This is a genomic window from Streptomyces sp. NPDC107559 (genome assembly GCF_055657365.1).
This window is the reverse complement of the sequence record NZ_JBVKBD010000010.1, coordinates 112754-135107: the sequence shown is the minus strand read 5'-3', so window position 1 is coordinate 135107 and position 22354 is coordinate 112754. Positions and strand designations below refer to the sequence as shown.

Genomic DNA, 22354 nt, shown 5'->3' with positions numbered 1-22354 from the left:
AGGCAGGACGGCAGACTCCGTGCCGAGGCAGGACGGCAGACTCCGTGCCGAGGCAGGACGGCAGACTCCGTGCCGGGTCCGAACGGCAGGTCCCGGCCGGAGCCGACGAGAGAGCGCATGTTCTCCAGCCGTTTCCCTCGCTGTGGGAACGTGCGTTCTCGACCTGCTCGCCGACCAGGAGGAAGCCCATGGCTGCCCGTCCGCCCCTGCCGCCCTTCACCCGCCACACCGCCGAGCAGAAGGTCCAGGCCGCCGAGGACGTCTGGAACACCCGCGACCCGCACCAGGTGGCGCTCGCCTACTCGGAGGACTCCGTGTGGCGCAATCGCGACACCTTCCTCACCGGCCGCGAGGAGATCGTCGCGTTCCTCACCGCCAAGTGGCAGCGCGAGCTGGACTACGCGCTGCGCAAGGATCTGTGGACCTTCGACGGCAACCTCATCGCCGTCCGCTTCCAGTACGAGTGCCGGGACGTCGTGGGCCGGTGGTGGCGTTCGTACGGCAACGAGCTCTGGGAGTTCGACGAGCAGGGGCTGATGACCCGGCGCGAGGCGAGCATCAACGACGTGCCCATCGCGGAGCGGCAGCGCCGCATCCTCGGACCGCGCCCCGAGGCCGAACGCGGGCGCACCTTCCCGCTTCAGTAACCTGCGCGGATGACCGAACAGGACGGGAAGCCCTTCCTCTACGTCGTCGTCTGCGCGGCCGGCATCGCCGTGGACGTCGGCACACTCGTCGTCGCCGCGCAGCAGCGCGGCTGGGAGGTCGGCGTCTTCGCCACGCCCACGGCGGCCGGCAACGGCTTCTTCGACACGGCGGCCGTCGAGGCCGGGACCGGGCGCCCCATCCGCTCCGCCTGGCGCAGGCCGGGCGAGGCGCGCCCCTTCCCGCCCCCGGACGCCGTGGCCGTCGCGCCCGCCACCTTCAACACCGTCAACAAGTGGGCGGCCGGGATCGCCGACACCCTCGCCCTGGCCACCCTGAACGAGGCCTGCGGCATGGGCGTCCCGATCGCCGTGCTGCCCTGCGTGGCCGACACCCTCGCCGGTCACCCGGCCTACCGGAGCAGCCTCGTACGCCTGGGCGAGCTGGGCGTGCGCTTCGGGGACCCGTACTCCGGCGAGCCGGGGGCGGACGGCCGACGGCCCGACTTCGGATGGACGCGGGCACTGGACCTGCTGGGGCCCGCCCGACCCTGCCCGGCGGGCCGACCGGCTGACCGGCCGGCCGTGCCCTGACCGGCCCTGCCACGCCACCGGCCGCCGCTGGTTCACCGCCGCGGCGGCCCGGCGGCGACGTACGCTCCGTCAGGTACCCCATCCGAAGGCAGGAGCAGCAACCATGCAGTACGTGAAGCTCGGTTCGACGGGTCTGGACGTGTCACGGATCTGTCTGGGCTGTATGACCTACGGACTGCCCGACCGTGGTGCGCACGAGTGGACGCTCGACGCGGAGGCCTCACGTCCGCTGATCCGGCAGGCGCTGGACGCCGGGATCAACTTCTTCGACACCGCCAACGTCTACTCCGACGGCACCAGCGAGGAGATCGTCGGCCAGGCGCTGCGCGACTTCGCCCGCCGGGACGAGATCGTGCTCGCCACCAAGGTGCACGGCCGGATGCACATCGGTCCCAACGGCGGCGGCCTGTCCCGCAAGGCGATCATGACCGAGATCGACCACAGCCTCACCCGTCTGGGCACCGACTACGTCGACCTCTACCAGATCCACCGCTGGGACCCGCACACTCCCGTCGAGGAGACGATGGAGGCCCTGCACGATCTGGTGAAGGCGGGCAAGGTCCGCTACATCGGGGCGAGTTCGATGTACGCCTGGCAGTTCTCCAAGGCCCAGTACACGGCCGAACGGCACGGCTGGACCAAGTTCGTCTCCATGCAGAACCACTACAACCTGCTCTACCGCGAGGAGGAGCGGGAGATGCTGCCGCTCTGCGCCGACCAGGGTGTCGGTGTGCTGCCCTGGAGCCCGCTCGCCCGGGGCCGCCTCACCCGCGACTGGGGCACCGTCACCGGGCGCAGCACGGGCGACACCTTCGGCAGCACCCTCTACCTGGAGAGCGACCGGAGCATCGTCGAGACCGTCACCCGTATCGCCGCGGAGCGCGGGGTGCCGCGCGCCCAGGTCGCCCTCGCCTGGCTGCTGCACCAGGACACGGTGACCGCGCCCATCGTCGGCGCCGCCAAGCCGCAGCACCTCGACGACGCAGTGGCCGCCGTCGAACTGGAGCTGAGCGACAAGGAGATCGAGCAGCTCCAGGAGCCCTACACCCCGCATCCCGTCGCCGGCCACTGACGGCCGCGCCCGGCCGCCCCGGCCCGGCCGGGCGTCCGTGCGGTGCCGATCGGGTGCCGCACGGGCGCCTCGCGGCCGGCGGGGTCTTCCGCGAACCCCGCGACATCCCGTAAAGGTGCGTATCGGCCGGTGAATGCTTACCGCAATTCCTCCTCGCACAAGGACGGGAATCCGTCTCGCGATGTCGATTGACGTTTTGTCAATTACCGTTGGAGGAAGCCGAATACGGAAAACTCCGGGATCACTTGTTCCGTCTCCCCGGCCTGTGCAAAGGTGTGCGTTGTCCGCGTGCGGTCAAGGAATTCCCTGTCGCGCGCACAAGGCCACTCCCGTCCACCCCCCACGCTTCGAAAGAGCTGCCACCGGCGGACGTCCGAGATGCCGAACGCTGTGCGATCGGGGCTCCCTTCATCCTGTCGGCGGAGTCCCGTGACTCTTGGTACGGACTTATGCCGCAGGTCATTGGGAGGAATGCAGCCGTGAATGAGGCAGGCCCGACGAATTCCCCGGAACCCGAGCTCCGGTCCGGGGCGACCGACGCTCAGCTGAGCGCGGAGCTGAAGCAGTGGACGGGGGCGTCACCCGCGCTGCATCCCGTCGGCGAGTTGCTGGACCGCCACTGGGAAGCAGCCTTCGCCTATGCCCGGCTGTGCACCGACGGCCCGCGCGCCGCGGGCATGCTGACCACCGCCGCGTTCACCCGGCTGTTCGGCGAGTCCATGCGCCACGAGGGGCCTACCGCGGCCTGGCGGCCCCGGCTGCTCGTCACCGTGCGCCGGATAGCGGCCGAGTGGGACACCGACGACCGGCGCGATCTGCTCCACCCCGCACTGCGCTCCGCGGCCGAGGACGGCGACCGCGCGGCCGCCCGGCTGCTCCCACCGGCGAACCGGCGCCTGCTGTCCAGCGCGTTCCAGCGGCTGCCCCAGGCCGCCCGCTGCCTGTTGTGGCACGTCGAGGTCGAGGCCGAGCCGCTGTCCGTGCCCGCCGCGCTGATCGGCCTGGACGAGGAGGGCGCGCGGGTCGCGCTGCGCCGGGGCCGTGACCGGATGCGCGAGGAGTGCCTCCAGCTCCACCAGGAGCTCGCGCCCCGGCAGGAGTGCCGTCAGTACCTCCGGCTGCTGGACGTCACCTACCGGCGCGGCGGCTCCGACGTCGACCCCGATCTGCGCCGGCACCTGGACGGCTGTCGGCACTGCCGTGACACGGCCGACCAACTGGCCGTGTTCAACACGGGGTTCGGTCTCGCCCTGGCCGAGGGCGTGCTCGGCTGGGGCGCCGCCGACTACGTGGCGTCCCGGCTGACCGGTCCCGTGGAGGCCGCGGCCACCGCGGCCCGGGAGCGGCGGCCGGTGCCGGGAGCCGGTGCGGCCGGGCCCGGCACGGCCACCGGCGTGGCGGGGGAGTCGTTCACTTCAGCGGAACCCGAACCCGGCGAGGCCGTCCGGTCCCGGGGCGCGCGCCGCTCCGCCCAGCGGGCCAGGGCCGCCCGCCGCCGCAACGTCGCCGCCGCCGTCCTCACGGTCAGCGGTCTGGTCGTGCTGCCCCTGGTCCTGTGGTCCGCCCTGGGCTCCGAGCACCGGGCGGACCGGACCACCGGCGGCACCGAGGCCACCGGCACCGGTACGAACAGCACGGCGACCTCCCACCCCTCGTGGATCAACAATGGGGCGGAGCAGCAGGGCACCCTGCGCGGCCGGCTGCACAACCTGGCCTCCGGACTCTGCGTCGCCGTCTCCGGCAAGCCCGTCGAAGGCGCCGAGGCGGTGCTCGCCACCTGCTCGGCCGCGCCGGGCGAGCAGTGGACGTACGAGACCGACGGCCTGCTGCGCAGCGCCGCGGTCCGTGGCCTGTGCCTGGACTCCCGCCTCGGCTACTCGGTGCGGCTGGAGCCGTGCGTTGCCGAGTCCGAGCCGGGAGGCAGGAACGTCCGTTACGACTTCACCCTCCAGGGCACCCTGGTGCCCCGCTCGGACCAGAACCTGGCCCTCAGCCCCGCCGCCGCCGACGGATCCGGCGCCCTGGTGCTGAAGAACCGCACCGACACCTCGGTCCAGCGCTGGGCGATCGACACCTCCGAGACCGGGCCGCAGATGCAGGCCGTCAACTGGGACGCCGACACCTCGCCCTCGCCCACCTCCGGCGCGGGCACGACCCCGAAGAAGACCGTCACCCCGACGCCCACCGCGGCCCGCCCGACGGCGTCGGCGACACGGTCGGCGACACCGACGCCGACACCGACCAGCTCGGCCACGGACGCGGACCTGTGCACGTACTACCCGTACGCCTGCGCGGGGGACGGCCCGTACGGCGGGGGCGGCTACGGCGGCGGTTACGGCAACGGCGGGGGCGGCTACGGCCGGAACGGCGGGGGCCGCCGCTGACCGGCCCGGGCGGCCCGGGGAGCGGTCCTCAGGCGCCGCGGCCGGCGCTGAACACGGTCAGGAACGCCGACGACGCGTTGCCGGCCACCGGGACCTTCCCGGCCGTCCAGCGCACCTTGAGCGGATCCTGCTCGTCCGGCGGGGTGATGAGCAGCCAGTCCGGGATCGCCGTGCTCGCCTCGCTGATCTCTGGGTTCGCGAACGTCAGCCCGGCCCAGGCGCTCTGTCCCGGGGCCAGCTTGACGGTCGTGGGCGCCTGGCCGGACGTGCGCTTCGGGTCCGGTCCGACCTGCCGGCCCGCGCCGTCCAGGAACGCGGCGCCCGGGAAGCCGTACAGGGTGCAGGTGCGTGGGGAGCTGTTGGTGAGGACGAGCGGGAAGTTCTCCTGTCCGGCCCCCGGGTTGTTGCGGCCGACCGAGGCGCGCAGCTGCGAGGTGTGACAGCGCGTGCCGGCCGCGGCGCCGGGCGTGTGGCCACCGGTCGCGCCGGGGGCCGCCCCCGCCGCCGTACCGGTGGCCGTACGCGTCGCGGTACCCGCCGTCGTACGCGCCGCCGTACTCGTCGTGCCCGGCGCGGTGCCGCTGCTGTCGGCGGCGGGCCGGGACGCGGCCGGTGTGCCGTCGGCGGCGGAGCAGGCTGTCGCCGGCCCCAGCAGCGCGAGCGCGCACAGCAGCGCGGTGGAGAGGCTCTTCGACTGTGACATGTACATCGGGTGCCCTCTCTCGGCGGTCCGACGCGGTCGCCGGCCGGGGTCCGCCCGTTTCGGCCGGAACTCAGCCCTCCTCGAACAGCGCCAGCTCCGCCCAGATCGTCTTGCCGTCGGTGGTGTGCCGGCTGCCCCAGCGCTGGGTGAGCTGGGCGACCAGCAGCAGGCCCCGGCCGCCCTCGTCCCACGTCTTCGCGCGGCGCAGGTGCGGGGCCGTGTGGCTGGTGTCGGAGACCTCGCAGATCAGTGTGGCCGCATCGTGGATCAGCCGCAGCCCGATCGGACGGGCGCCGTACCGGATGGCGTTGGTGACCAACTCGCTGACCACCAGCTCCGCGGTGAACGCGGCCTCGCTCAGCCCCCACAGTGCCAGCTGCTCGACGACCTGTTTGCGGATCCGGGCGACGAGCGCGGGATCGGCCGGGATGTCCCAGCTCGCGACCTGGGAGGCGGACAGTCCCTGGGTGCGGGCCAGCAGCAGGGCCACGTCGTCGGAGGCCCCGCCCGGGGGCAGCAGCGTGCGCAGGATCCGGTCGCAGGTCTCGTCGAGGGAGCCCGTGTGCGCCTTCAGCGCCTCGACCAGCAGCCCGTGTCCGGCCTCCATGTCGAGCTCGCGGGACTCGATCAGCCCGTCCGTGTAGAAGGCCAGGACGCTGCCCTCGGGCAGGTACAGCTCGGTGGACTCGAAGGGCAGCCCGCCCAGGCCGAGAGGCGGACCGCTGGGCAGGTCGACCCGTTGCGGCGTCCCGCCCGGCGGCAGGATCACCGGCGGCGGGTGTCCGGCGCGGGCGAGCGTGCAGCGCCGGGAGACCGGGTCGTACACCGCGTAGAGGCAGGTGGCGCCGACCTCGCCGGGGCGACCTTCGCCGCCGGAGTCCGCGGACAGCCGCAGCACCAGGTCGTCGAGGTGGGTGAGCAGTTCGTCGGGGGCCAGGTCGATGTCCGCCAGGGTGCGCACCGCGGTACGCAGCCGGCCCATGGTGGCCGAGGCCTGGATGCCGTGGCCCACCACGTCACCGACGACCAGCGCGACCCGCATCCCGGACAGCTGGATCACGTCGAACCAGTCGCCGCCCACCCCGGCCCGGGCCGCCGGAAGGTAGCGGGAGGAAGCCGTCACGGCCGCCGTCCGCGGCAGGGTGCGGGGCAGCAGACTGCGTTGCAGCGCGAGGGCCGTCTCGCGTTCGCGGGAGTACCTGCGGGCGTTGTCGATGCACACGGCGGCCCGCGCGGTCACCTCCTCCGCCAGCAGCACGTCGTCGGAGGTGAAGGGGTCCGGCCGCCGGAACCGGGTGAGGACCGCCACGCCGAGCGTGGTGCCACGGGCCTGGATCGGCACGGCCATGGTGGAGTGGACGCCGAGCTCCGTGACCCGTCCGTCGCGGGCGCCGTCCCAGGCCAGCCACTGGTCCAGCGAGCCGCTCGCGACCGTCGCGGCGATCGTGCGGCCCGCCACGAGCGCGTCGGCCTGGGGCGATCCGGCCGGATAGGCCTGGGTGTCCCCCGGCTTGACCAGGGCTTCGGGATCGCCCGGGTGCAGCGACCGGTGGGCGGCCCGGCGCAGTTCGGCCGGGGCGGTGAACGGCCCCGGCGGCTCGCCGCCCGGATCGTGCGGATCCAGCAGGTCCACGCTGACGAAATCGGCGAGGGCCGGCACGCAGACCTCCGTCAGCTCCTGCGCGGTCCGGGTGACGTCGAGGGTGGTGCCGATCCGCATGCTCGCCTCGTTGACGAGCTGCAGCCGTTCGCGGGCGAGATGGCTCTCGGTGAGGTCGTGGACGGCCAGGCACACGCCCCGCACCCGGCCCTCGGCGTCGGCGACCGGCGCCATCCGGGCCAGCCAGGCGCGCGTCCGGCTCTCCCCGCCGGTGCGCAGGAACGACCTGCTGTCCAGCGGGCGGCCCGAGACGAGCACCTGCAGCAGCTGCGCCTCCAGCTCCACGCTGTGGGGTCTGCCGCCGATCTCGGAGACCCGCAGGCCCCGGAGCCGTTCCTGGGGCAGGCCCAGCACCGCCGCCATGGCCTTGTTGGCGTGGCGCAGCCGCAGCCGTTCGTCGTAGATCGCGACGGCACACGGGGCCTGGACCAGCGCGTCCAAGGCCAGCGCGGTGTCCGCGGCCGGCCGGTCGGCGGCCTCCAGCGGGGTGACGACGAGCCAGTGACCGGGCTCGCCGTCCTGCGGCCGGCGGTGGTGGGCGAGCATCCACACCGGCAGGGCGCGGCCGTCGCGGTGGCGCAGCGTGACCGTGCCGTACCAGCGGCCCCCGGCCGAGACGGGCGCCGACTGGCTGTCCCCGTCGGCCAGCAGCCGTGCGGCCGGCCGTCCGACGACCTCGGCCGCCTCCCAGCCGAGCAACCGCCGGGCTCCCGCGTTCCATGAGCTCACCGTGCCGTCACCGGCGATGACAGCCCGTGCCGTCGCGGCATCGTCGAACGGGTAGTCCGGGGTCATCGTCGCCACTCCATCGCGCACTCACAGTGACAAGTGGGTCACTTGAGCTTCCAGCCTAGTGCGTACGGCTCCCGTGGGGACCGTGACGCCGTACGCGGAATGCTCCGGGATGCCGTACGTGAACTGCTCCGGCCGAGGCGATGTCCGGCCGTTGAAGTGGGGCGCACGGGACGCCGTGCGCGCAGGAGTCCGCACGGACCCTTGACGCGCGGGGGTGACCCATCATCAGATTCTGTTTGTTCGCGATCAGTTGTGAGTACTTCTGGGCTTTGATGAGCTTTGATGAAGGAGAGTTGTCATGACGGTCACGCGCAGATCCGTCCTGCTCGCCACCGCCGCCGCACCGGCCGCCGCCGGAGCGCTGCTGGGTACCACGCAGGCCTGGGCCGCCGCGCCGGCCCAGGGCCCCTCCGGCCGCCGTACGGTCCCCCTGCGCGACGGCTGGCGCTTCGCGCTGGTCGACCCGGGCGGCCTCACCGACCCGACGGGCGCGTACGCCGACGCCGCCGAGCCCGGCCACGACGACTCGGGGTGGCGCGAGGTGGCCGTGCCCCACGACTGGAGCATCGAACAGACCCCCACGACCGAGCACGGCACCACCGCGGGCACGGGTTTCCTCCCCGGCGGCCTCGGCTGGTACCGCCTCGCCTTCACCCTGCCCCCGGCCCTGGCCGGCCGGCGGATCTCGGTGGAGTTCGACGGCGTCTACATGGACGCGTACGTCTACTGCAACGGCACCGAAGCGGGCCGTCACCCCTACGGCTACACGGGCTTCGCCCTCGACCTCACCGACCTCGTGCACACCGACGGCACCACCGAGAACGTCCTCGCGGTCAAGGTGCAGAACCAGTTGCCCAGCAGCCGCTGGTACTCGGGCAGCGGCATCTACCGCGAGGCCCGCCTGGTCGTCACCGAACCCGTGCACGTGGCCCGCTGGGGCACCCACGTCACCACGCCGGAGGTCACCGCCGAGCGCGCCGTCGTACGGGTGCGGACCCAGGTGGTCAACGCCTCCGGCGCCGCCGCCGACGTCGAGGTCGTCTCGCGGGTCGTCGCACCCGGCGGCCGGACGGTCGCCCGTACGTCCACCACGGTCGCCGTCCCCGCCGCGGTCGCCGGTGCGGTCACCGAGACCCATGAACTCACGGTCCCCGAACCGAAGTTGTGGGACTTCGCCACCCCACGCCGCTACACCCTGGAGACCGAACTGCGGGTCGCGGGCGAGCGGACCGACACCTTCCGCACCCCCTTCGGCATCCGCACCTTCCGCTTCGACCCGGACGAGGGCTTCCACCTCAACGGCGTCCACGCCAAGATCAAGGGCGTCGACCTGCACCACGACCTCGGCGCGCTGGGCGCCGCGGTCAGCACCGACGCCGTACGCCGCCAGATGACCCTCATGAAGTCGATGGGCGTCAACGCCTTCCGCACCTCCCACAACCCGCCCTCGCCGCAGATGATCGAGGTCTGCGAGGAACTCGGCATCGTGATGATGGTGGAGGCGTTCGACTGCTGGCGCACCGGCAAGACGCGCTACGACTACGGCCGGTTCTTCGACGAGTGGTGCGAGAAGGACGCCACCGAGATGGTCCTCGCGGCCCGCAACTCGCCCGCCGTGGTGCTGTGGTCCATCGGCAACGAGATCCCCGACTCCACCACCACCGCCGGGCTCGCCATGGCGGACCGCATCATCGGAGCGGTCCGGGCCGCCGACGGCACCCGCCCGCTCGTCATCGGCTCCGACAAATACCGGCGGCTGCCCGCCAAGGGCTCCGCCGCCGATCTCATGCTGGCCAAGCTGGACGGACTCGGCCTCAACTACAACACCGCGCAGTCCGTGGACGCCCTGCACGCGGCCTACCCGCACCTCTTCCTCTTCGAGTCCGAGTCGTCGTCGGAGACCTCGGCACGAGGCGCGTACCAGGAGCCGGAGCACCTCAACACCGGCGAGAACCACACCCCGGGGCGGCGGGCGACCTCCTCCTACGACAACAACCTCGCCTCCTGGACCATGAGCGGCGAGTACGGGCACAAGAAGGACCGGGACCGGAAGTGGTTCGCGGGCCAGTTCCTGTGGTCGGGCATCGACTACATCGGCGAGCCGACCCCCTACGACGTCTTCCCGGTGAAGGCGTCCTTCTTCGGCGCGGTGGACACGGCCGGCTTCCCGAAGGACATGTACCACCTCTTCCGCAGCCAGTGGACCGACGAGCCGATGGTGCACCTGCTGCCGACGACCTGGAACCACGAGCCGGGCGAGACCGTCGAGGTGTGGGCGTACGCCAACGTCGACACCGTCGAGCTGTTCCTGAACGGGAAGTCGCTCGGCACCCGCACGTTCGACACCAAGACGACCACCGACGGCCGCACCTATCTGGAGACCACCGAGGCGACCGGCGACGACAAGACCTTCACCGGCGGCCCCTGGCCGGGCAGTTACACCAGCCCGAACGGCAGCGCGGGCAAACTCCACCTCACCTGGCGGGTGGCCTGGGCGCCGGGCGAGTTGAAGGCGGTCGCGCGCCGCGGGCGCAAGGCGGTCGCCACCGACGTGCTGCGCACGGCCGGTGCCCCGCACGCCCTGCGGCTCACCCCGGACCGCACCTCCCTCGCCGCGGACGGGCGTTCGCTGGTGTTCGTGACCGCGGAGGTGGTCGACGCCCGGGGCGTGTTGGTGCCGGACGCCGAGGACCTGATCACCTTCGCGGTGGCGGGCGGCTCCCTCGCCGGGCTCGACAACGGCCGCCAGGAGAGCGCCGAGCGCTACCAGGCCACCACCCGCACCGCCTTCCACGGCAAGGCCCTGGCCATCGTGCGCTCCGGCACCGGGGCGGGCCCGCTGAAGGTCACGGCGCGTGCTGACGGCCTGCGCCCGGACACCGTGACCGTGCGCACCACCCGGGCCCGCTCGGCGGCGACCACCCCGGCCGCGCGGTTCGCCCCCGAGCCGCCTCCCGCGCCGAACCACCCCCGGGCCGACGCCGGTTACTCCGGCCGCCCCGACACGCTCCCGGCCGCGATGCTGGACGGCGACCCGGCCACCGGCTGGTCCAACGCCTTCGTGAAGTCGGCGACGGCCCTGCTGCCGGCGTTCGGCGGCGCGCGCCCCGAGGACTGGGTCAGCGTGGACTGGGGCCGGACCCGGAGCTTCGACCGGGTCGCGGTGTCCTTCACCGAGGACGCCACGCACACACCGCCCGCCGCGGTCGAGGTCGCGGTCTGGGACGGCGGCCGGTACGTGCCGGTGACCGGGGTGTCCGTCGACCGGGCCACCGCCTCCGACGCCCCGACGCTGATCACCTTCGACGCGGTGACCGGCTCGCGGCTGCGGCTCACCCTGACCAGCGCGCATCCGGGGGAGACCCGAGGGGCGGTGCGGATCAGCAGACTTGACGCCTAGGGCGTGCCCGGACGGGACAGGAGCCCGTCCGGACCTCCCGGCTGGTGCCGGTGACGCCGGCCCGGGGGTCGCGCGGGGCCGCCCAAGGTCCCACGCGACCCTCGGGTACCGCAGGCATATGCCTTTGACCTGCGGATATTTACGGGAAAGTGGCCGCGCGGTACCGTGAGATGCATGCCAGCTCTCAACGTGGAGTTCAGCGACCGCGAGCTAGAGGACCTGCGGCAGATCGCCAAGGAACGCGGTACGTCGATGAAGGCGCTCGTGCGCGAGGCCGCCGCGGCCGACATAGCCCGGCACCGGGCGCTCCAGGAGGGAGCGGAGGCGTTCCGCCGGTTCTTCGCCACCCACGCCGAGGAGTTCGCGGCCGCCTTCCCCGACGACGAACCGCCCGCCAAGGGTGAGGGGCGGGCCGCCTGACCGATGGCACCCGTCATCCACATCGACGTGCCGTGGCTGCTTCAGCGCCATGAGGAAGTACTGCCCGACCAGCCCACCGTCAACGACTTCTCCGCGCTGGTGGCCGCCGTCGCCCGGCACCGGGTGGACCCGCCCCGGCTCGGGGTCGACTCGGACCCCGCCTGGCGTGCCGCCGCGCTGCTGCACACCCTCGCCCTGCTGAAACCCCTGCCGACGGCAAACGCGCGTTTCGCCTGTGCGACCGCCGTCGCCTACATGTTCGTCAGCGGTGTCGGCATCGATCCGCCCTACGGCGCCCTCGTCGATCTCGCCCGCGACCTGATGAGCGGCAAGACGGACGTATACGGCGCGGCCGACCGGCTGCGCTCCTGGCAGCTCTGAATCCCCGAGGCCCCGCCGGGGCCTGCCTGACAGTTCCCGCCCGCCCCTCCCGGCGGGCGACGGCAAATGTCAGACAGGCCCCAGGGGGTCTCTGGGCCGCCGGCCTAGGGCGGACGGAACAAGGCCGGCGGCCGTTTCGCGCGGGAGAGCCGCCGTCCCGCGCGGGGCCTTTCTAGGAGAGGCCGGGGTCCAGTCCACCGCACCGGTCCGGGCGCCGGGAGAGTGCGCGGAGCCCCGGAGTGTGCGCGCGTTTCACACGGGGCGCAGAATTCCCGAATGCGTACACATGGGGCGTGAGTTGGCGCGCTATCTGACTATTTGTCAAAGAGGCGGTTGTTGTTCGTGCGGCTTGTTGCGCACGAGTGAGTTGTGTAAGGCTGAAGGACCCGTGCGGGGGGTCATGGCCGGTCTCGATCGTCCTTCGGTGCAGCGGGGCCGGTGCGCGCCCGGCGAATTCGCTCTCCCGCACCCACCCGAAAGGTACGCGGCGACCCCGCGACGCCTGGGGTGACCGCAAGTTCTGTGTGCTCAGGCGCGCATGGGAAGGAATCCGCTCAGTGTCCACCCCCCACCCCCCTCGTCCGCCCTTCTCCCCGTCCGGCGGGGACCCCGGAGAATCCGACGAGGCTCTCGCGCTCCGGATGAGGGGCGGCCCGGACGCCGAGGTCGCCCAGTCGACCGCACTGCTCATCGCCCGGCACTGGCAGCCGGTGCACGCCTACGCCGCCATCTGTCTGGCGTCCTCGGCTCAGGTCGCCGCGATGGTCACCGGCGCCGCGTTCCACCAGGTCTTCGACCGCCTCAACCTCGGCGAGCCCGCCGCCGCGCTGCGCCCGCGGCTGCTGGTGACCGTGCGTGACACCGTGCGCCACTGGGCCGCCGCGGAGGACGTGGCCGCCGTGCTGCCGGCCCTGCAGAAGCCCGCCGGAGGGCGCGGTATGCGCACCGCGCAGTCCATGACCCCGGAGAACCGCGAGCTGGCCCAGCGGTCGTTCCAGTCCCTGCAGCCCTTCGCCCAGTGCCTGCTGTGGCACGCCGAGGTCGAGGCGGAGCCGGTGTCCGTTCCCGCGGGCCTGCTGGGCATGGACGTCGACACCGCGGCGGACGCGCTGGACCAGGCCCGGGAGAAGCTCCGCGAGGGCCTCGTACGGGCCCACCGGGACCTGTCGCCGACCGCCGAGTGCCGCCACTACAACCGTCTCCTCGACGTTCCGATGCGCCGCGGGAACGGGCTGCTGCCGGACGTCCAGCGGCACCTGGTGGACTGCCGCTACTGCCGTTCGGCCGCCGAACAGCTCGGGCACTTCGAGGGCCGTCTCGGTGTCCTGCTCGCCGAGGCGGTGCTCGGCTGGGGCGCCCGGCGCTACGCCGACTCCCGTCCCGGCCGCTCGGCCCATGAAAGTGCCCGCGGGCGCGGCTCGGCGGGGCGCGGCCGCCGTGGATCGCGCCGCGCGGCGTCCCGTAGCCTCCTTGCCCGGATACCGCTGCCGACCCGCCGGGCCCCGGACGGGAGCTCGCCGAACGCGATGCGCACCGGCGTCGGCCTCGCCTCGGCCGGGGTGCTGACGACCCTGCTCGTCGTCGGGCTCTGGCCGGGCGACGACGGCGGCGCCGACGCGGCCGCCTCCGCCGGCGCGAACAGCGGCCAGGCCACGGCCCCCGCCACCGACTCCCATGCCGCGTCCGGCGGCGACCGGCTGCCGACCGGCACCCGGCAGACCCGGCTGCGCAACGCCGACGCCGACCTGTGCCTGGACATCGCCGGTGTGCCGCAGGCGGGTACGGCGGCCGAACTCGCGGTCTGCTCCTCGGCGTGGACCCAGCAGTGGACGTACGAGGACGACGGCCTGCTGCGCAGCATGGCCGACCCGGCGCTGTGCCTGGACGCGCATGCGGACGCCGGTGTCGTCATCCTCGGCACCTGCGCCGACCAGAACGAGGCGCGGGGCGACGACGTGCGCTACGACCTCACCGTGCAGGGCGAGTTGCTGCCCCGCTGGGACGAGACCCTGGCCCTCGCCCCCGCGGGCGGGAACCCGGGAGCGGGCCTCGTCGTCAAGGTCCGCGACCACTCCGTCGGCCAGCGCTGGCTGACCGACCTGGCGTCGGCCGTCCCCGGGTCGTCGGCCGTCACCGGCACCGCGACCGCCCGGCCGGTCGAGCTGTCGGACCGGACGGCCTGACCGGCCGCGCCCTGCCGCCCGGCGTGTTCACGCGGGGTCCTCGACGAGGTCCGTGGCGCCGACGTCGGTGGGGCGCGCATGTCCGGACAGGGCCAGGGTGAGGTCCAGTTCGGCCAGCAGACAGCGGATCACGTGCTCGACGCCGGAACGGCCGTCGAGGCCGAGGCCATAGGCGTACGGGCGGCCGAGCAGCACCGCCCGCGCACCGAGCGCGAGCGCCTTGAAGACGTCGTCGCCGGTGCGGATGCCGCTGTCGAACAGGACCGTGAGCCGGTCGCCGACGGCCGCGGCCACCCGCGGCAGCGCGTCGGCCGCGGCCACCGATCCGGCCACCTGGCGGCCCCCGTGGTTGGACACCACCACGCCGTCCATGCCGGCGTCGGCGGCGAGCCGGGCGTCGTCCGGGTGCAGGATGCCCTTCAACACGATCGGGCCGTCCCAGTTCTCGCGCAGGAACGCCAGGTCCGGCCAGGTCTTGGCGGGGTCCGCGAACATCCCGACGAAGTGCATCACCGCCGCGTTCGGGTCCTCGTGCACCGGCTTGGCCAGCCCCGCCCGGAAGGCCGGGTCGGAGAAGTAGTTGGCGGTACCCACGCCGTGCAGGAACGGCAGATAGGCCTGGTCCAGGTCGCGTGGCCGCCAGGCCAGCAGCGGGGTGTCCAGGGTGACCAGCAGTGCGGTGTACCCGCTGGCCTTGGCCCGGTTCAGGAAGCTCCGGGTGACCTCGCGGTCCTTGGCCCAGTACAGCTGGAACCAGCGCTCCGCGTCGCCCATCGCCTCCGCGACCTGTTCCATCGGAGTGCTGGACGCCGAGGACAGGATGTAGGGCACGCCCTGCGCGGCGGCGGCCTGCGCGGCGGCCGTCTCGGCGTCCGGATGCATGATCGACAGCACGCCGATCGGGGCCAGCGCCAGCGGGGCGGGCAGCGGGCGGCCCAGCACCTCCACCGACAGATCGCGCTCGTGCACGTCCCGCAGCATCCGCGGCACGATCCGGCGGCGCTCCAGGGCGGCCCGGTTGGCGCGGGCCGTACTGCCGTCGCCCGCGCTGCCCGCCACATAGCCGACCGGGCCGGGGCCGAGCCGCTGCTCGGTCAGCTCCTCCAGCCGGGTCAGATCGGTGGGCAGCCGGGGGACCGCACCCGTCATCCCGTTGAGGTAGATCTCGTACTGGAAGTCCGCCCAGTGCTTGGCCATTCCTGCCGCCTCTCGTCGTCGAGCGTGCGCTGCACGCCGACCATACCCGCGGGTATGTGACGATCCGCAGGCCAGGGGCCGGACGCCGGTGCTCAGGAGCCGCCGGCCGCCTCGTGCGGGACGCGGGCCGGTGCGCGCGGCCGGGAGAACACCGGCCGGTGCCCGGTCTCCGGCTCCACCGGTCGCCAGTGCTCGTCCTCGACCGGAGCCGCCCTCGTGGGTGCGGTCGGTGCGGTCCGAAGATGAACACAAGGCGGCGCGAAAAAGTCCACCGCGAGCGGAAGTGGAATGTTTCCGGACGATTAACGAGCACGTGAAAACGGGCCATCTGGCCGGTTCGTGGAAGCGGAATCCCCGTGGTTGAGCGGATGCGCTGTTCGAATTCCGTGACTTCACGCCACTGATTCAATACGCAATGTTACTGAAACCTGTGGGTTCGATGTGTGTTTCGACGCCGGACTCGGCAGACTCGCGCTCGCCGCCGTGGCACCCACCGGTCCGCGGCCGGCACCTCCTCGAATCCAGCGGAAGGATGCACACAATGCGGAACACCGCGCGCCTGGCAGCCACCCTCGGCCTCACCGCCGCCGCCGTCTGCGGACCCCTCACCGGGGCCTCGGTCGCTGCTCAGGGCGTCAGCCCGACGTCGCTCTACGCCCCCTCGGCCCTGGTGCTCACCGTGGGCCAGGGGGAGAGTGCGGCCGTCGCGACCCCGGCGCGGGCGGTCACCCTGAACTGCGCCCCGACGGCGTCGGGCACCCATCCGGCCGCGCTCCAGGCCTGTGCCGAACTACGCGCCGTCGGCGGCGACTTCGATGCCCTCACGACGCGGGGCGACGTGATGTGTACGAAGGAGTACGCCCCCGTCGTCGTCACGATCGACGGCGTCTGGCAGGGCAAGCGCGTCTCCTACGAGCGCACCTTCGCCAACACGTGTGTGAAGAGCGCCTACGGGACCAGCGTTTTCGAGTTCTGACCCCATGAACCGGGATCGTACGGCCTCCGTGAGCACAAGGAGAGGCCCGCAGGTGGGGAGTGCGAGCCCCAGTCGCGGGGCCCGTGCGATCTCGCACCAGGGGCCGGCCGGGCGGAGTGGGGCCTCCGGCCGGCCCCTGGCATCACGTGGAGTCCCGCCGCTGCCCGGGGAGTGCGGGCAGCGGCGGGAATCGGCCCAGCAGGCCCGCCGCCCGCAGCAGCCGGTGCACCCGCGGATCGTCGGAGACGATCCGCAGGCGGCCGCCCTGCTCGACGGCCCGCGCCTCGGCCCGGCACAGCACGCGCAGCGCCGAGCAGTCGAGGAACGCGACCGGCCGCAGGTCGACCAGCACGTCCGGGAGCGGCGGCGAGACCGCCGCGCTCAGGTGCTCGGCGACCAGGTCGGCGGTGGCGATGTCCACCTCGCCCGTCACCTCGACGACGGTGAACGGGCCGCTCGTCCGGGTGCGGGCGCAGGCGTTGGGGGCGGGGGGAGGGTCGCGGTCGGGGGGTTGCGGAGTCATGGTCGCTCCACCGCGGCAGGGGGTTTCGGGGCTGCCTAGCTACCCCGGTGGAGCTGCGCTCACCCCTGCCCGGCGTCTCCTACGATCTTGTTCATCCGAAGCGGTGAACTTCCCGCGGAACCGATTGACTTGCCGCCGGCCGACTTACATGTGGACGACCTGCGGAGCGTCCGCGTCCTGCTGCGGCACCCCGCGCCGGTAGAGCAGGAACGCGATCACAGTTCCGGCGCCGAAGAGGCCGGCCGACCACCAGAAGGCGGTGGTGTAGCTCTCGATCGACGCCTGCGCCTGGACCAGCTTGCTGGTGGCGTCCCGGCCGGCCAGATAGTCGGACGCGGCGGTCGCGGCCAGCGTGTTCAGCAGCGCCGTACCGATCGAACCGCCCACCTGCTGCATGGCATTGACGGTCGCGGAGGCGACACCGGCGTCCTCGGCCGCCACCCCGCCGGTGGCCAGCTGCATCGCCGGCGGCATCACCAGGCCGAGGCCCAGACCGATCACCACCAGCTGGGGCAGCACGGCGCTCGAGTACGCCGAGCCGACCTCGAGGCCGGACAGCCAGGCCATGCCCGCCGTGGCGATGGCGAAGCCGAGCGGGATGACCGTCTTCGGTCCGATGCGGGGCATCAGGACCGTGGTGCCGACCTGCGCCGCGACCATCAGCGCGGCGACCATCGGCAGGAACGCCACACCGGTCTTGGTCGGGCTGAAGCCGAGGTTGAGCTGGAGGTAGTAGGTGAGGAAGAGGAACACGCCGAACATGCCCGCACCGGTGATCAGCACCGCGAGGAACGAGGCGCCGCGGTTGCGGTCGAGCAGGATGCGCAGCGGCAGCAGGGGGTGCGCGGCGCGGGTCTGCCACCAGGCGAAGGCCGCCAGGAGGATGACGCCGACGATCAGGAAGCCCCAGGTCAGCGGCGAACTCCAGTCGTGGGTCTCGGCGTTGGAGAAGCCGTAGACCAGAGCGAAGAGGCCGGAGGCGACCAGGGCCGTGCCGGGCACGTCCAGCTTGGCGTTCACGGCGTCGCGGTGGCTGCTCAGCAGGACCCAGCCGCCCACGAAGGCGACGACCGCGATGGCCACGTTGACGTACAGCGTCCAGCGCCAGTCGAACGCGTCGGTGAGCAGACCGCCGAGCAGCAGACCCACCGCGCCGCCGGCACCGGCGATGGCGCCGTACACGCTGAACGCGCGGGCCCGTTCGCGGGCGTCGGTGAACGTCGTGTTGAGCAGGGAGAGAGCGGCGGGCGCGAGCAGCGCGCCGAAGGCTCCCTGGAGGGCGCGGGCGACGACCAGCATGCCGAATCCGGTCGCGGCGCCACCGAGCGCGGAGGCGACGGCGAAGCCGACGACACCGACGAGGAAGGCGGGCTTGCGTCCGAAGAGGTCGGCGATGCGGCCGCCGAGCAGCAGCAGGGAGGCGAACGCGAGCGCGTACGCGGTGACGATCCACTGGCGGTTGCCGTCGGAGAAGCCGAGGTCGGCCTGGGCCGACGGCAGGGCGATGTTCACGATGGTCGCGTCGAGTACCACCATCAGCTGCGCGACGGCGATGATCGCGAGGATCCACCACCGCTTCGGGGAAGCGCCGGGCGGTGCTTCCGCGGCACCCGTGCGGGTGTCTTCGGTCACGGTCTTCTGGGACATCGGGGAACCACTCCAGGGGCGGTCGTCCGGTCCTCGGCGTGGCCCGGGCGGTGAGCGGCCCGGACTTTGCCAAGTATTGAACGAAACGGTTTCGTACACATGGAGGCTAGAACAGTTCCAACGAAACGGCAACGTTTCGCTGGAGTAGGGAACCCGTCGTCCGTACGGTCCCCCACAGACCGTCGGCGATCAGCCTCAGCGAAGGAAGGACCGAACCACCATGCCCGTAGACCTCACCGGCACCTGCCTCACCCTGGAGGACGGCCGCACCGCCGTCCGCTTCGAGCGCACCTACGACCACCCGGTCGAGAGGGTGTGGCGGTTCGTCACCGACGCGGACGAACTCGTCCACTGGTTCCCCTCCCGCGCGGAGATCGAGCTGCGCCCCGGCGGCACCGTCGCCTTCAGCGGCGACCCGCACATGCCGCCCTCGACCGGGCGGGTCGTGCACGTCGACCCGCCCCGGGCGCTCTGCTTCGACTGGGGCGGCGACGAGCTGTGCTTCGACCTGGCCGAGGCGGGCGACGGACGTACCCGGCTCGTCTTCACGGACGTGCTGGGCCAGGCGGACGCCGCCGCCCGCAACGGCGCCGGCTGGGAGGTGTGCCTCGCAGCGCTCGACGCCCTCGCGCGCGGCGAGCGCCCCGCCGGGCCGCACTCCGGGGCCGGTGTGCACTGGAAGGAGTACTACGACGCCTACGTCGCGGCGGGCGTGCCCTCCGGAGCCCCGATCCCGGACCTGGACGCGTGAGCCGTACGGGGGACCCCGACGGGTGAGCCGTACGGCGGACCCCGACGGGTGAGCCGTACGGGGGACCCCGACGGGTGAGCCGTACGGCGGACCCCGACGGGTGAGCCGTACAGCGGGGCTCGGCGACGTCGGCCGTACGGCGGTCCGGCGGCCGATGGGTGGCCTGACAGGGGCTAGGCGAGTTGTCGCCTGACCAGTTCGTGCAGCGGTCCGCCGGTGTCCGCGAGGAGCTCGGCCGGCGGGCCCTGCTGGGCGACCTTGCCGTTCTCCATCACGATCACCCGGTCGGCGTCCAGCACCGTGGACAGACGGTGCGCGATGACCACCCGGGTGGCGTTGAGGGCCTTGGTGCTCTCGATGACCGTGCGCTGCGTCTCGTTGTCGAGGGCGCTGGTCGCCTCGTCGAAGAACAGGATGCGCGGCCGACGGATCAGCGCCTGGGCGATCATCAGCCGCTGGCGCTGCCCGCCGGAGATCGCGCCGCCGCCCGAGACGATCGTGTGCAGGCCCATCGGCATCCGCCGGATGTCCTCGGCCAGCCCCGCCAGCTCGGCCGCCGCCATCGCCTCCTCGGGCGTGTACGGCTCGGTGCCGCAGATCACGTCCAGCAGGGAGCCGGTGAACGGCTGGGCGTGCTGGAGCACGACACCGCACTGCCGGCGCACCGCCGAGGGATCCAGCGCGGCCAGGTCCTGACCGTCGTACAGGACGCTGCCCGAGACCGGCCGGTCGAAGCCGATCAGCAGCCGCAGCAGCGTCGACTTGCCGCACCCGCTGGGACCGACGACCGCCACGAACTCGCCCGGCCGCACCTCGAACGACACGTCGTCCAGGACGAGCGGGCCGTCGTCGGCGTATCGGAAGGACAGCCGCCGGGCCTCGATCGCGCCGGACAGCGGGCCCGGCCGGGTGGCGGCCGCGCGGGCCTCGGGGGCCGCGTCCAGCACCGGCCTGATCTCCTCGAACAGCGGCAGCGCCGCCACCGTGGAGACGAAGGCGCCGGTCAGTTGCGTGACCGAGGTCAGCAGCATGGTCACCGACGTGTTGAACGTGAGGAACCCGGCCGCCGACAGCGAACCCCGCGCCGGACCGGCCAGCAGCATGAACATCAGCAGGGTGCACACCGGCAGATAGACCGCGCCCAGCACGGCGTTGAGGTTCTTGATCCGGCCGAGCCGCTGCTGCAGCTCACGGCTGCGCGCGAACTGCGCTGCCCAGGCCGCGTAGGCGTAGTTCTCCGCCGCCGCCACCCGCAGCTTGGGCAGCCCCCGCAGGGTCTGGAACGCCTGGTTGTTGAGCTTGTTGCCGAGCACGACCAGGCGCCGCTGCCAGCGCACCTGCCACAGCCCCAGTCCCAGGAACACGGCGGCGATCACCACCAGCATGCCGATGGCGGCGAGCGCCATCGGCACGCTGTACCAGAGCAGCAGCCCCAGGTTCATCGTGCCCACCGTGACCGCCTGGGCGACCGTGGGCCCGACACCGGCGAGCAGCCTGCGGATCGCGCTGACGCCCATCGCCGCGCTCGCCAGCTCACCGGTGGAGCGCTCCGCGAAGAACGCCGTCGGCAGCCGCAGCAGCCGGTCCCAGACGGCCGGTTGCAGCGTCGCCTCGACCCGCCCCTCCAGGCGCAGGATGGTCAGGTTCTGCAGCAGGGTGAAGGCGGCCGCGACCACGCTCGCCACCATCAGCGCCAGACAGACCTGCACGATCGGCCCCTGCCGCGCCTGCGGCACGAACTCGCCGAGCACCCTGCCGGTGGCCACCGGCACCAGCGCGCCGATCGCGACCGTGACCAGTCCGCCGAGCAGCAGTCCGGTCAGGTCGCGGCCGGTGCCGCGCACGCTGAACCGCAGCAGCCCCAGCGGGCCGAGCCGGCGCTCGGGAAGCGGACGGTAGAACATCACCCCGCGCGGCTCGAACTCCTGCGCGTTGGCCTTCTCGACGGGCGTCTCCCGGCCGGTCGCCGGATGCACGGCGGCGTACCCGCCGCGCCGCCACAGCAGCGCCACCGGCGCCCCGGACAGCGAGCGGTGGCCCACCAGCGGGCCGACGTCGTCCCGCCACCAGGCGCCCTCCAGCCGCACGGCCCGGGTCCGCACCCGCGAGGCGAGGGCGACCTGCTCCACCGGGTCCAGCCGGTCGCCGCCGGTACCGCTCGGGACGGCCGAGGCCAGCGTGATCCCGGCCGCCCCGGCCACCAGCCGGCACGCGGCGAGGGTGGCGTCCGCGTCGGCGGCCGTGGTGCGCCGCCCGCGCCTGCCGATCGAGGCGAGCAGCGTCCGGTCGGCCTGGGCGCGGACCGCCTCACCGGCCTTGATGCCGGCGGCGGTACGCGTCTCGTGGGTGCGCTCCAGCTCCTCGATCCAGCGGTCCAGGGTGGCCAGCAGCCGGTACTGCTGGTCGACCATGCCCTGCCACAGCGCCGGGTCCACCAGCAGGTCGGCGGCCGCCTCCGCGCCGTACAGCGAGCCGTAGTGGACACTGCCGGGCGGCACCTGCATCCAGAAGACCTCGTCGTCCTGCGCCGTGCCCGGGTGCACCCGCACGGGGGCGCCCCCGTCCTCGGCGGCCCGCTCGGTGGCCATCGGCGCCTGGAACAGGACGGACAGCGCTCGGCCGACGCCCAGCGCCAGGGCGTACTCCAGCGGGCTGCCGGCCGGCGGCACGTACTGCGGATTGCCGTACGCGTCGTACGACCAGGTCTCGGCGGGCGGCGGCTGGTACAGCTCGCGCAGCCCGATGCGGCGCACCACGCAGTCCCTGACCGGCCGGGCGACCAGGGTGTGCTGGGGTCCGGCGACCGGTCCGAGCAGCAGCGCGCCCGCCTCCAGCCGGCCCAGATGGTGCCAGTGCCCCTGCTCCGCCGCGTCGACCGCGAACAGGTCCAGCGCGCCCGCCGCCACCAGCCACAGCACCTGCGGGCCCGCCAGATCCAGCCGGGCCCGGCCCGCGCAGTCGACCGGCGTGCCCAGCGCGCCGAGCGCGCCCAGCACGAGGTCGCCGTCCGCGACGGAAGTCATC

General features: G+C 73.1%; 16 protein-coding genes. 10 read left to right on the top strand and 6 right to left on the bottom strand.

The features are described 5' to 3' along the window. The first annotated feature begins 188 nt into the window (after positions 1 to 188). From ACZ7OY_RS27600 to ACZ7OY_RS27585, 4 genes are all read left to right on the top strand, one after another. Entirely contained in the window at positions 189 to 647 is a 459-nt protein-coding gene (locus tag ACZ7OY_RS27600) for a nuclear transport factor 2 family protein (RefSeq protein ID WP_471913854.1), read from the top strand. A gap of 9 nt (positions 648 to 656) precedes the next feature. After that, on the top strand, positions 657 to 1238 hold the full coding sequence (locus tag ACZ7OY_RS27595) for a flavoprotein (protein ID WP_471913853.1): 582 nt from the start codon (positions 657 to 659) through the stop codon (positions 1236 to 1238). Positions 1239 to 1341: 103 nt separating this feature from the next. Then, positions 1342 to 2310 carry an aldo/keto reductase gene (locus tag ACZ7OY_RS27590; protein ID WP_471913852.1) on the top strand — a complete coding sequence of 323 codons (969 nt, stop codon included), beginning with the start codon at positions 1342 to 1344 and terminating at the stop codon, positions 2308 to 2310. A 479-nt stretch (positions 2311 to 2789) separates the two neighbouring features. After that, positions 2790 to 4694 carry a ricin-type beta-trefoil lectin domain protein gene (locus tag ACZ7OY_RS27585; RefSeq protein ID WP_471913851.1) on the top strand — a complete coding sequence of 635 codons (1905 nt, stop codon included), beginning with the start codon at positions 2790 to 2792 and terminating at the stop codon, positions 4692 to 4694. A gap of 28 nt (positions 4695 to 4722) precedes the next feature. Here the strand turns inward: ACZ7OY_RS27585 and ACZ7OY_RS27580 are convergent, their stop codons facing one another. Continuing rightward, positions 4723 to 5397, bottom strand: a complete 675-nt coding sequence (locus ACZ7OY_RS27580; RefSeq protein ID WP_471913850.1) for a DUF4232 domain-containing protein — start codon at positions 5395 to 5397, stop codon at positions 4723 to 4725. Between the two features lie 70 nt (positions 5398 to 5467). Further along, the gene (locus ACZ7OY_RS27575; RefSeq protein WP_471913849.1) at positions 5468 to 7852 is read right to left on the bottom strand and encodes a SpoIIE family protein phosphatase; all 2385 of its coding nucleotides are present in this window, start codon (positions 7850 to 7852) and stop codon (positions 5468 to 5470) included. A 298-nt stretch (positions 7853 to 8150) separates the two neighbouring features. Between ACZ7OY_RS27575 and ACZ7OY_RS27570 the strand changes: the two genes are divergently transcribed. From ACZ7OY_RS27570 to ACZ7OY_RS27555, 4 genes are all read left to right on the top strand, one after another. Next, positions 8151 to 11252: a glycoside hydrolase family 2 TIM barrel-domain containing protein gene (locus ACZ7OY_RS27570; RefSeq protein ID WP_471913848.1), complete on the top strand. Its 3102-nt coding sequence runs from the start codon at positions 8151 to 8153 to the stop codon at positions 11250 to 11252. 174 nt (positions 11253 to 11426) lie between these two features. Further along, positions 11427 to 11672, top strand: a complete 246-nt coding sequence (locus tag ACZ7OY_RS27565) for a hypothetical protein (RefSeq protein WP_351614753.1) — start codon at positions 11427 to 11429, stop codon at positions 11670 to 11672. A 3-nt stretch (positions 11673 to 11675) separates the two neighbouring features. Then, positions 11676 to 12053, top strand: a complete 378-nt coding sequence (locus ACZ7OY_RS27560; RefSeq protein ID WP_351614750.1) for a toxin Doc — start codon at positions 11676 to 11678, stop codon at positions 12051 to 12053. Positions 12054 to 12610: 557 nt separating this feature from the next. After that, positions 12611 to 14236 (top strand): RICIN domain-containing protein, encoded by a 1626-nt coding sequence (locus tag ACZ7OY_RS27555; protein ID WP_471913847.1) that lies wholly within the window; start codon positions 12611 to 12613, stop codon positions 14234 to 14236. Positions 14237 to 14263: 27 nt separating this feature from the next. Here ACZ7OY_RS27555 and ACZ7OY_RS27550 read toward each other — a convergent pair whose 3' ends face one another. Continuing rightward, positions 14264 to 15433, bottom strand: coding sequence for a lactate 2-monooxygenase (locus ACZ7OY_RS27550; protein ID WP_471913846.1), 1170 nt, complete (start codon positions 15431 to 15433; stop codon positions 14264 to 14266). A gap of 541 nt (positions 15434 to 15974) precedes the next feature. On the opposite strand from ACZ7OY_RS27550, the gene ACZ7OY_RS27545 reads away from it, so the two are divergent. Then, complete coding sequence (locus ACZ7OY_RS27545) at positions 15975 to 16409, top strand: protease inhibitor (RefSeq protein ID WP_471913845.1); 435 nt, start codon at positions 15975 to 15977, stop codon at positions 16407 to 16409. Between the two features lie 142 nt (positions 16410 to 16551). Here the strand turns inward: ACZ7OY_RS27545 and ACZ7OY_RS27540 are convergent, their stop codons facing one another. Both ACZ7OY_RS27540 and ACZ7OY_RS27535 read right to left on the bottom strand, forming a co-directional pair. Then, entirely contained in the window at positions 16552 to 16932 is a 381-nt protein-coding gene (locus tag ACZ7OY_RS27540; protein WP_471913844.1) for an STAS domain-containing protein, read from the bottom strand. 144 nt (positions 16933 to 17076) lie between these two features. Beyond that, entirely contained in the window at positions 17077 to 18579 is a 1503-nt protein-coding gene (locus ACZ7OY_RS27535; protein ID WP_471913843.1) for an MFS transporter, read from the bottom strand. A 220-nt stretch (positions 18580 to 18799) separates the two neighbouring features. Here ACZ7OY_RS27535 and ACZ7OY_RS27530 point away from each other — a divergent pair, with 220 nt between their 5' ends. Beyond that, positions 18800 to 19330, top strand: coding sequence for an SRPBCC family protein (locus ACZ7OY_RS27530; RefSeq protein WP_471913842.1), 531 nt, complete (start codon positions 18800 to 18802; stop codon positions 19328 to 19330). Between the two features lie 173 nt (positions 19331 to 19503). Here ACZ7OY_RS27530 and ACZ7OY_RS27525 read toward each other — a convergent pair whose 3' ends face one another. After that, positions 19504 to 22353: an NHLP bacteriocin export ABC transporter permease/ATPase subunit gene (locus ACZ7OY_RS27525; RefSeq protein ID WP_471913841.1), complete on the bottom strand. Its 2850-nt coding sequence runs from the start codon at positions 22351 to 22353 to the stop codon at positions 19504 to 19506. Position 22354 lies beyond the last annotated feature (1 nt).

What these genes read in the sequence shown, in the direction of transcription:
- ACZ7OY_RS27560 (WP_351614750.1), top strand. Translation starts at nt 11,676, where the DNA reads ATGGCACCCGTCATCCACATCGACGTGCCGTGGCTGCTTCAGCGCCAT.
- ACZ7OY_RS27535 (WP_471913843.1), bottom strand. Translation starts at nt 18,579, where the DNA reads ATGTCCCAGAAGACCGTGACCGAAGACACCCGCACGGGTGCCGCGGAA.
- ACZ7OY_RS27545 (WP_471913845.1), top strand. Translation starts at nt 15,975, where the DNA reads ATGCGGAACACCGCGCGCCTGGCAGCCACCCTCGGCCTCACCGCCGCC.
- ACZ7OY_RS27525 (WP_471913841.1), bottom strand. Translation starts at nt 22,353, where the DNA reads ATGACTTCCGTCGCGGACGGCGACCTCGTGCTGGGCGCGCTCGGCGCG.
- ACZ7OY_RS27575 (WP_471913849.1), bottom strand. Translation starts at nt 7,852, where the DNA reads ATGACCCCGGACTACCCGTTCGACGATGCCGCGACGGCACGGGCTGTC.
- ACZ7OY_RS27590 (WP_471913852.1), top strand. Translation starts at nt 1,342, where the DNA reads ATGCAGTACGTGAAGCTCGGTTCGACGGGTCTGGACGTGTCACGGATC.
- ACZ7OY_RS27570 (WP_471913848.1), top strand. Translation starts at nt 8,151, where the DNA reads ATGACGGTCACGCGCAGATCCGTCCTGCTCGCCACCGCCGCCGCACCG.
- ACZ7OY_RS27540 (WP_471913844.1), bottom strand. Translation starts at nt 16,932, where the DNA reads ATGACTCCGCAACCCCCCGACCGCGACCCTCCCCCCGCCCCCAACGCC.
- ACZ7OY_RS27550 (WP_471913846.1), bottom strand. Translation starts at nt 15,433, where the DNA reads ATGGCCAAGCACTGGGCGGACTTCCAGTACGAGATCTACCTCAACGGG.
- ACZ7OY_RS27580 (WP_471913850.1), bottom strand. Translation starts at nt 5,397, where the DNA reads ATGTCACAGTCGAAGAGCCTCTCCACCGCGCTGCTGTGCGCGCTCGCG.
- ACZ7OY_RS27600 (WP_471913854.1), top strand. Translation starts at nt 189, where the DNA reads ATGGCTGCCCGTCCGCCCCTGCCGCCCTTCACCCGCCACACCGCCGAG.
- ACZ7OY_RS27565 (WP_351614753.1), top strand. Translation starts at nt 11,427, where the DNA reads ATGCCAGCTCTCAACGTGGAGTTCAGCGACCGCGAGCTAGAGGACCTG.
- ACZ7OY_RS27595 (WP_471913853.1), top strand. Translation starts at nt 657, where the DNA reads ATGACCGAACAGGACGGGAAGCCCTTCCTCTACGTCGTCGTCTGCGCG.
- ACZ7OY_RS27530 (WP_471913842.1), top strand. Translation starts at nt 18,800, where the DNA reads ATGCCCGTAGACCTCACCGGCACCTGCCTCACCCTGGAGGACGGCCGC.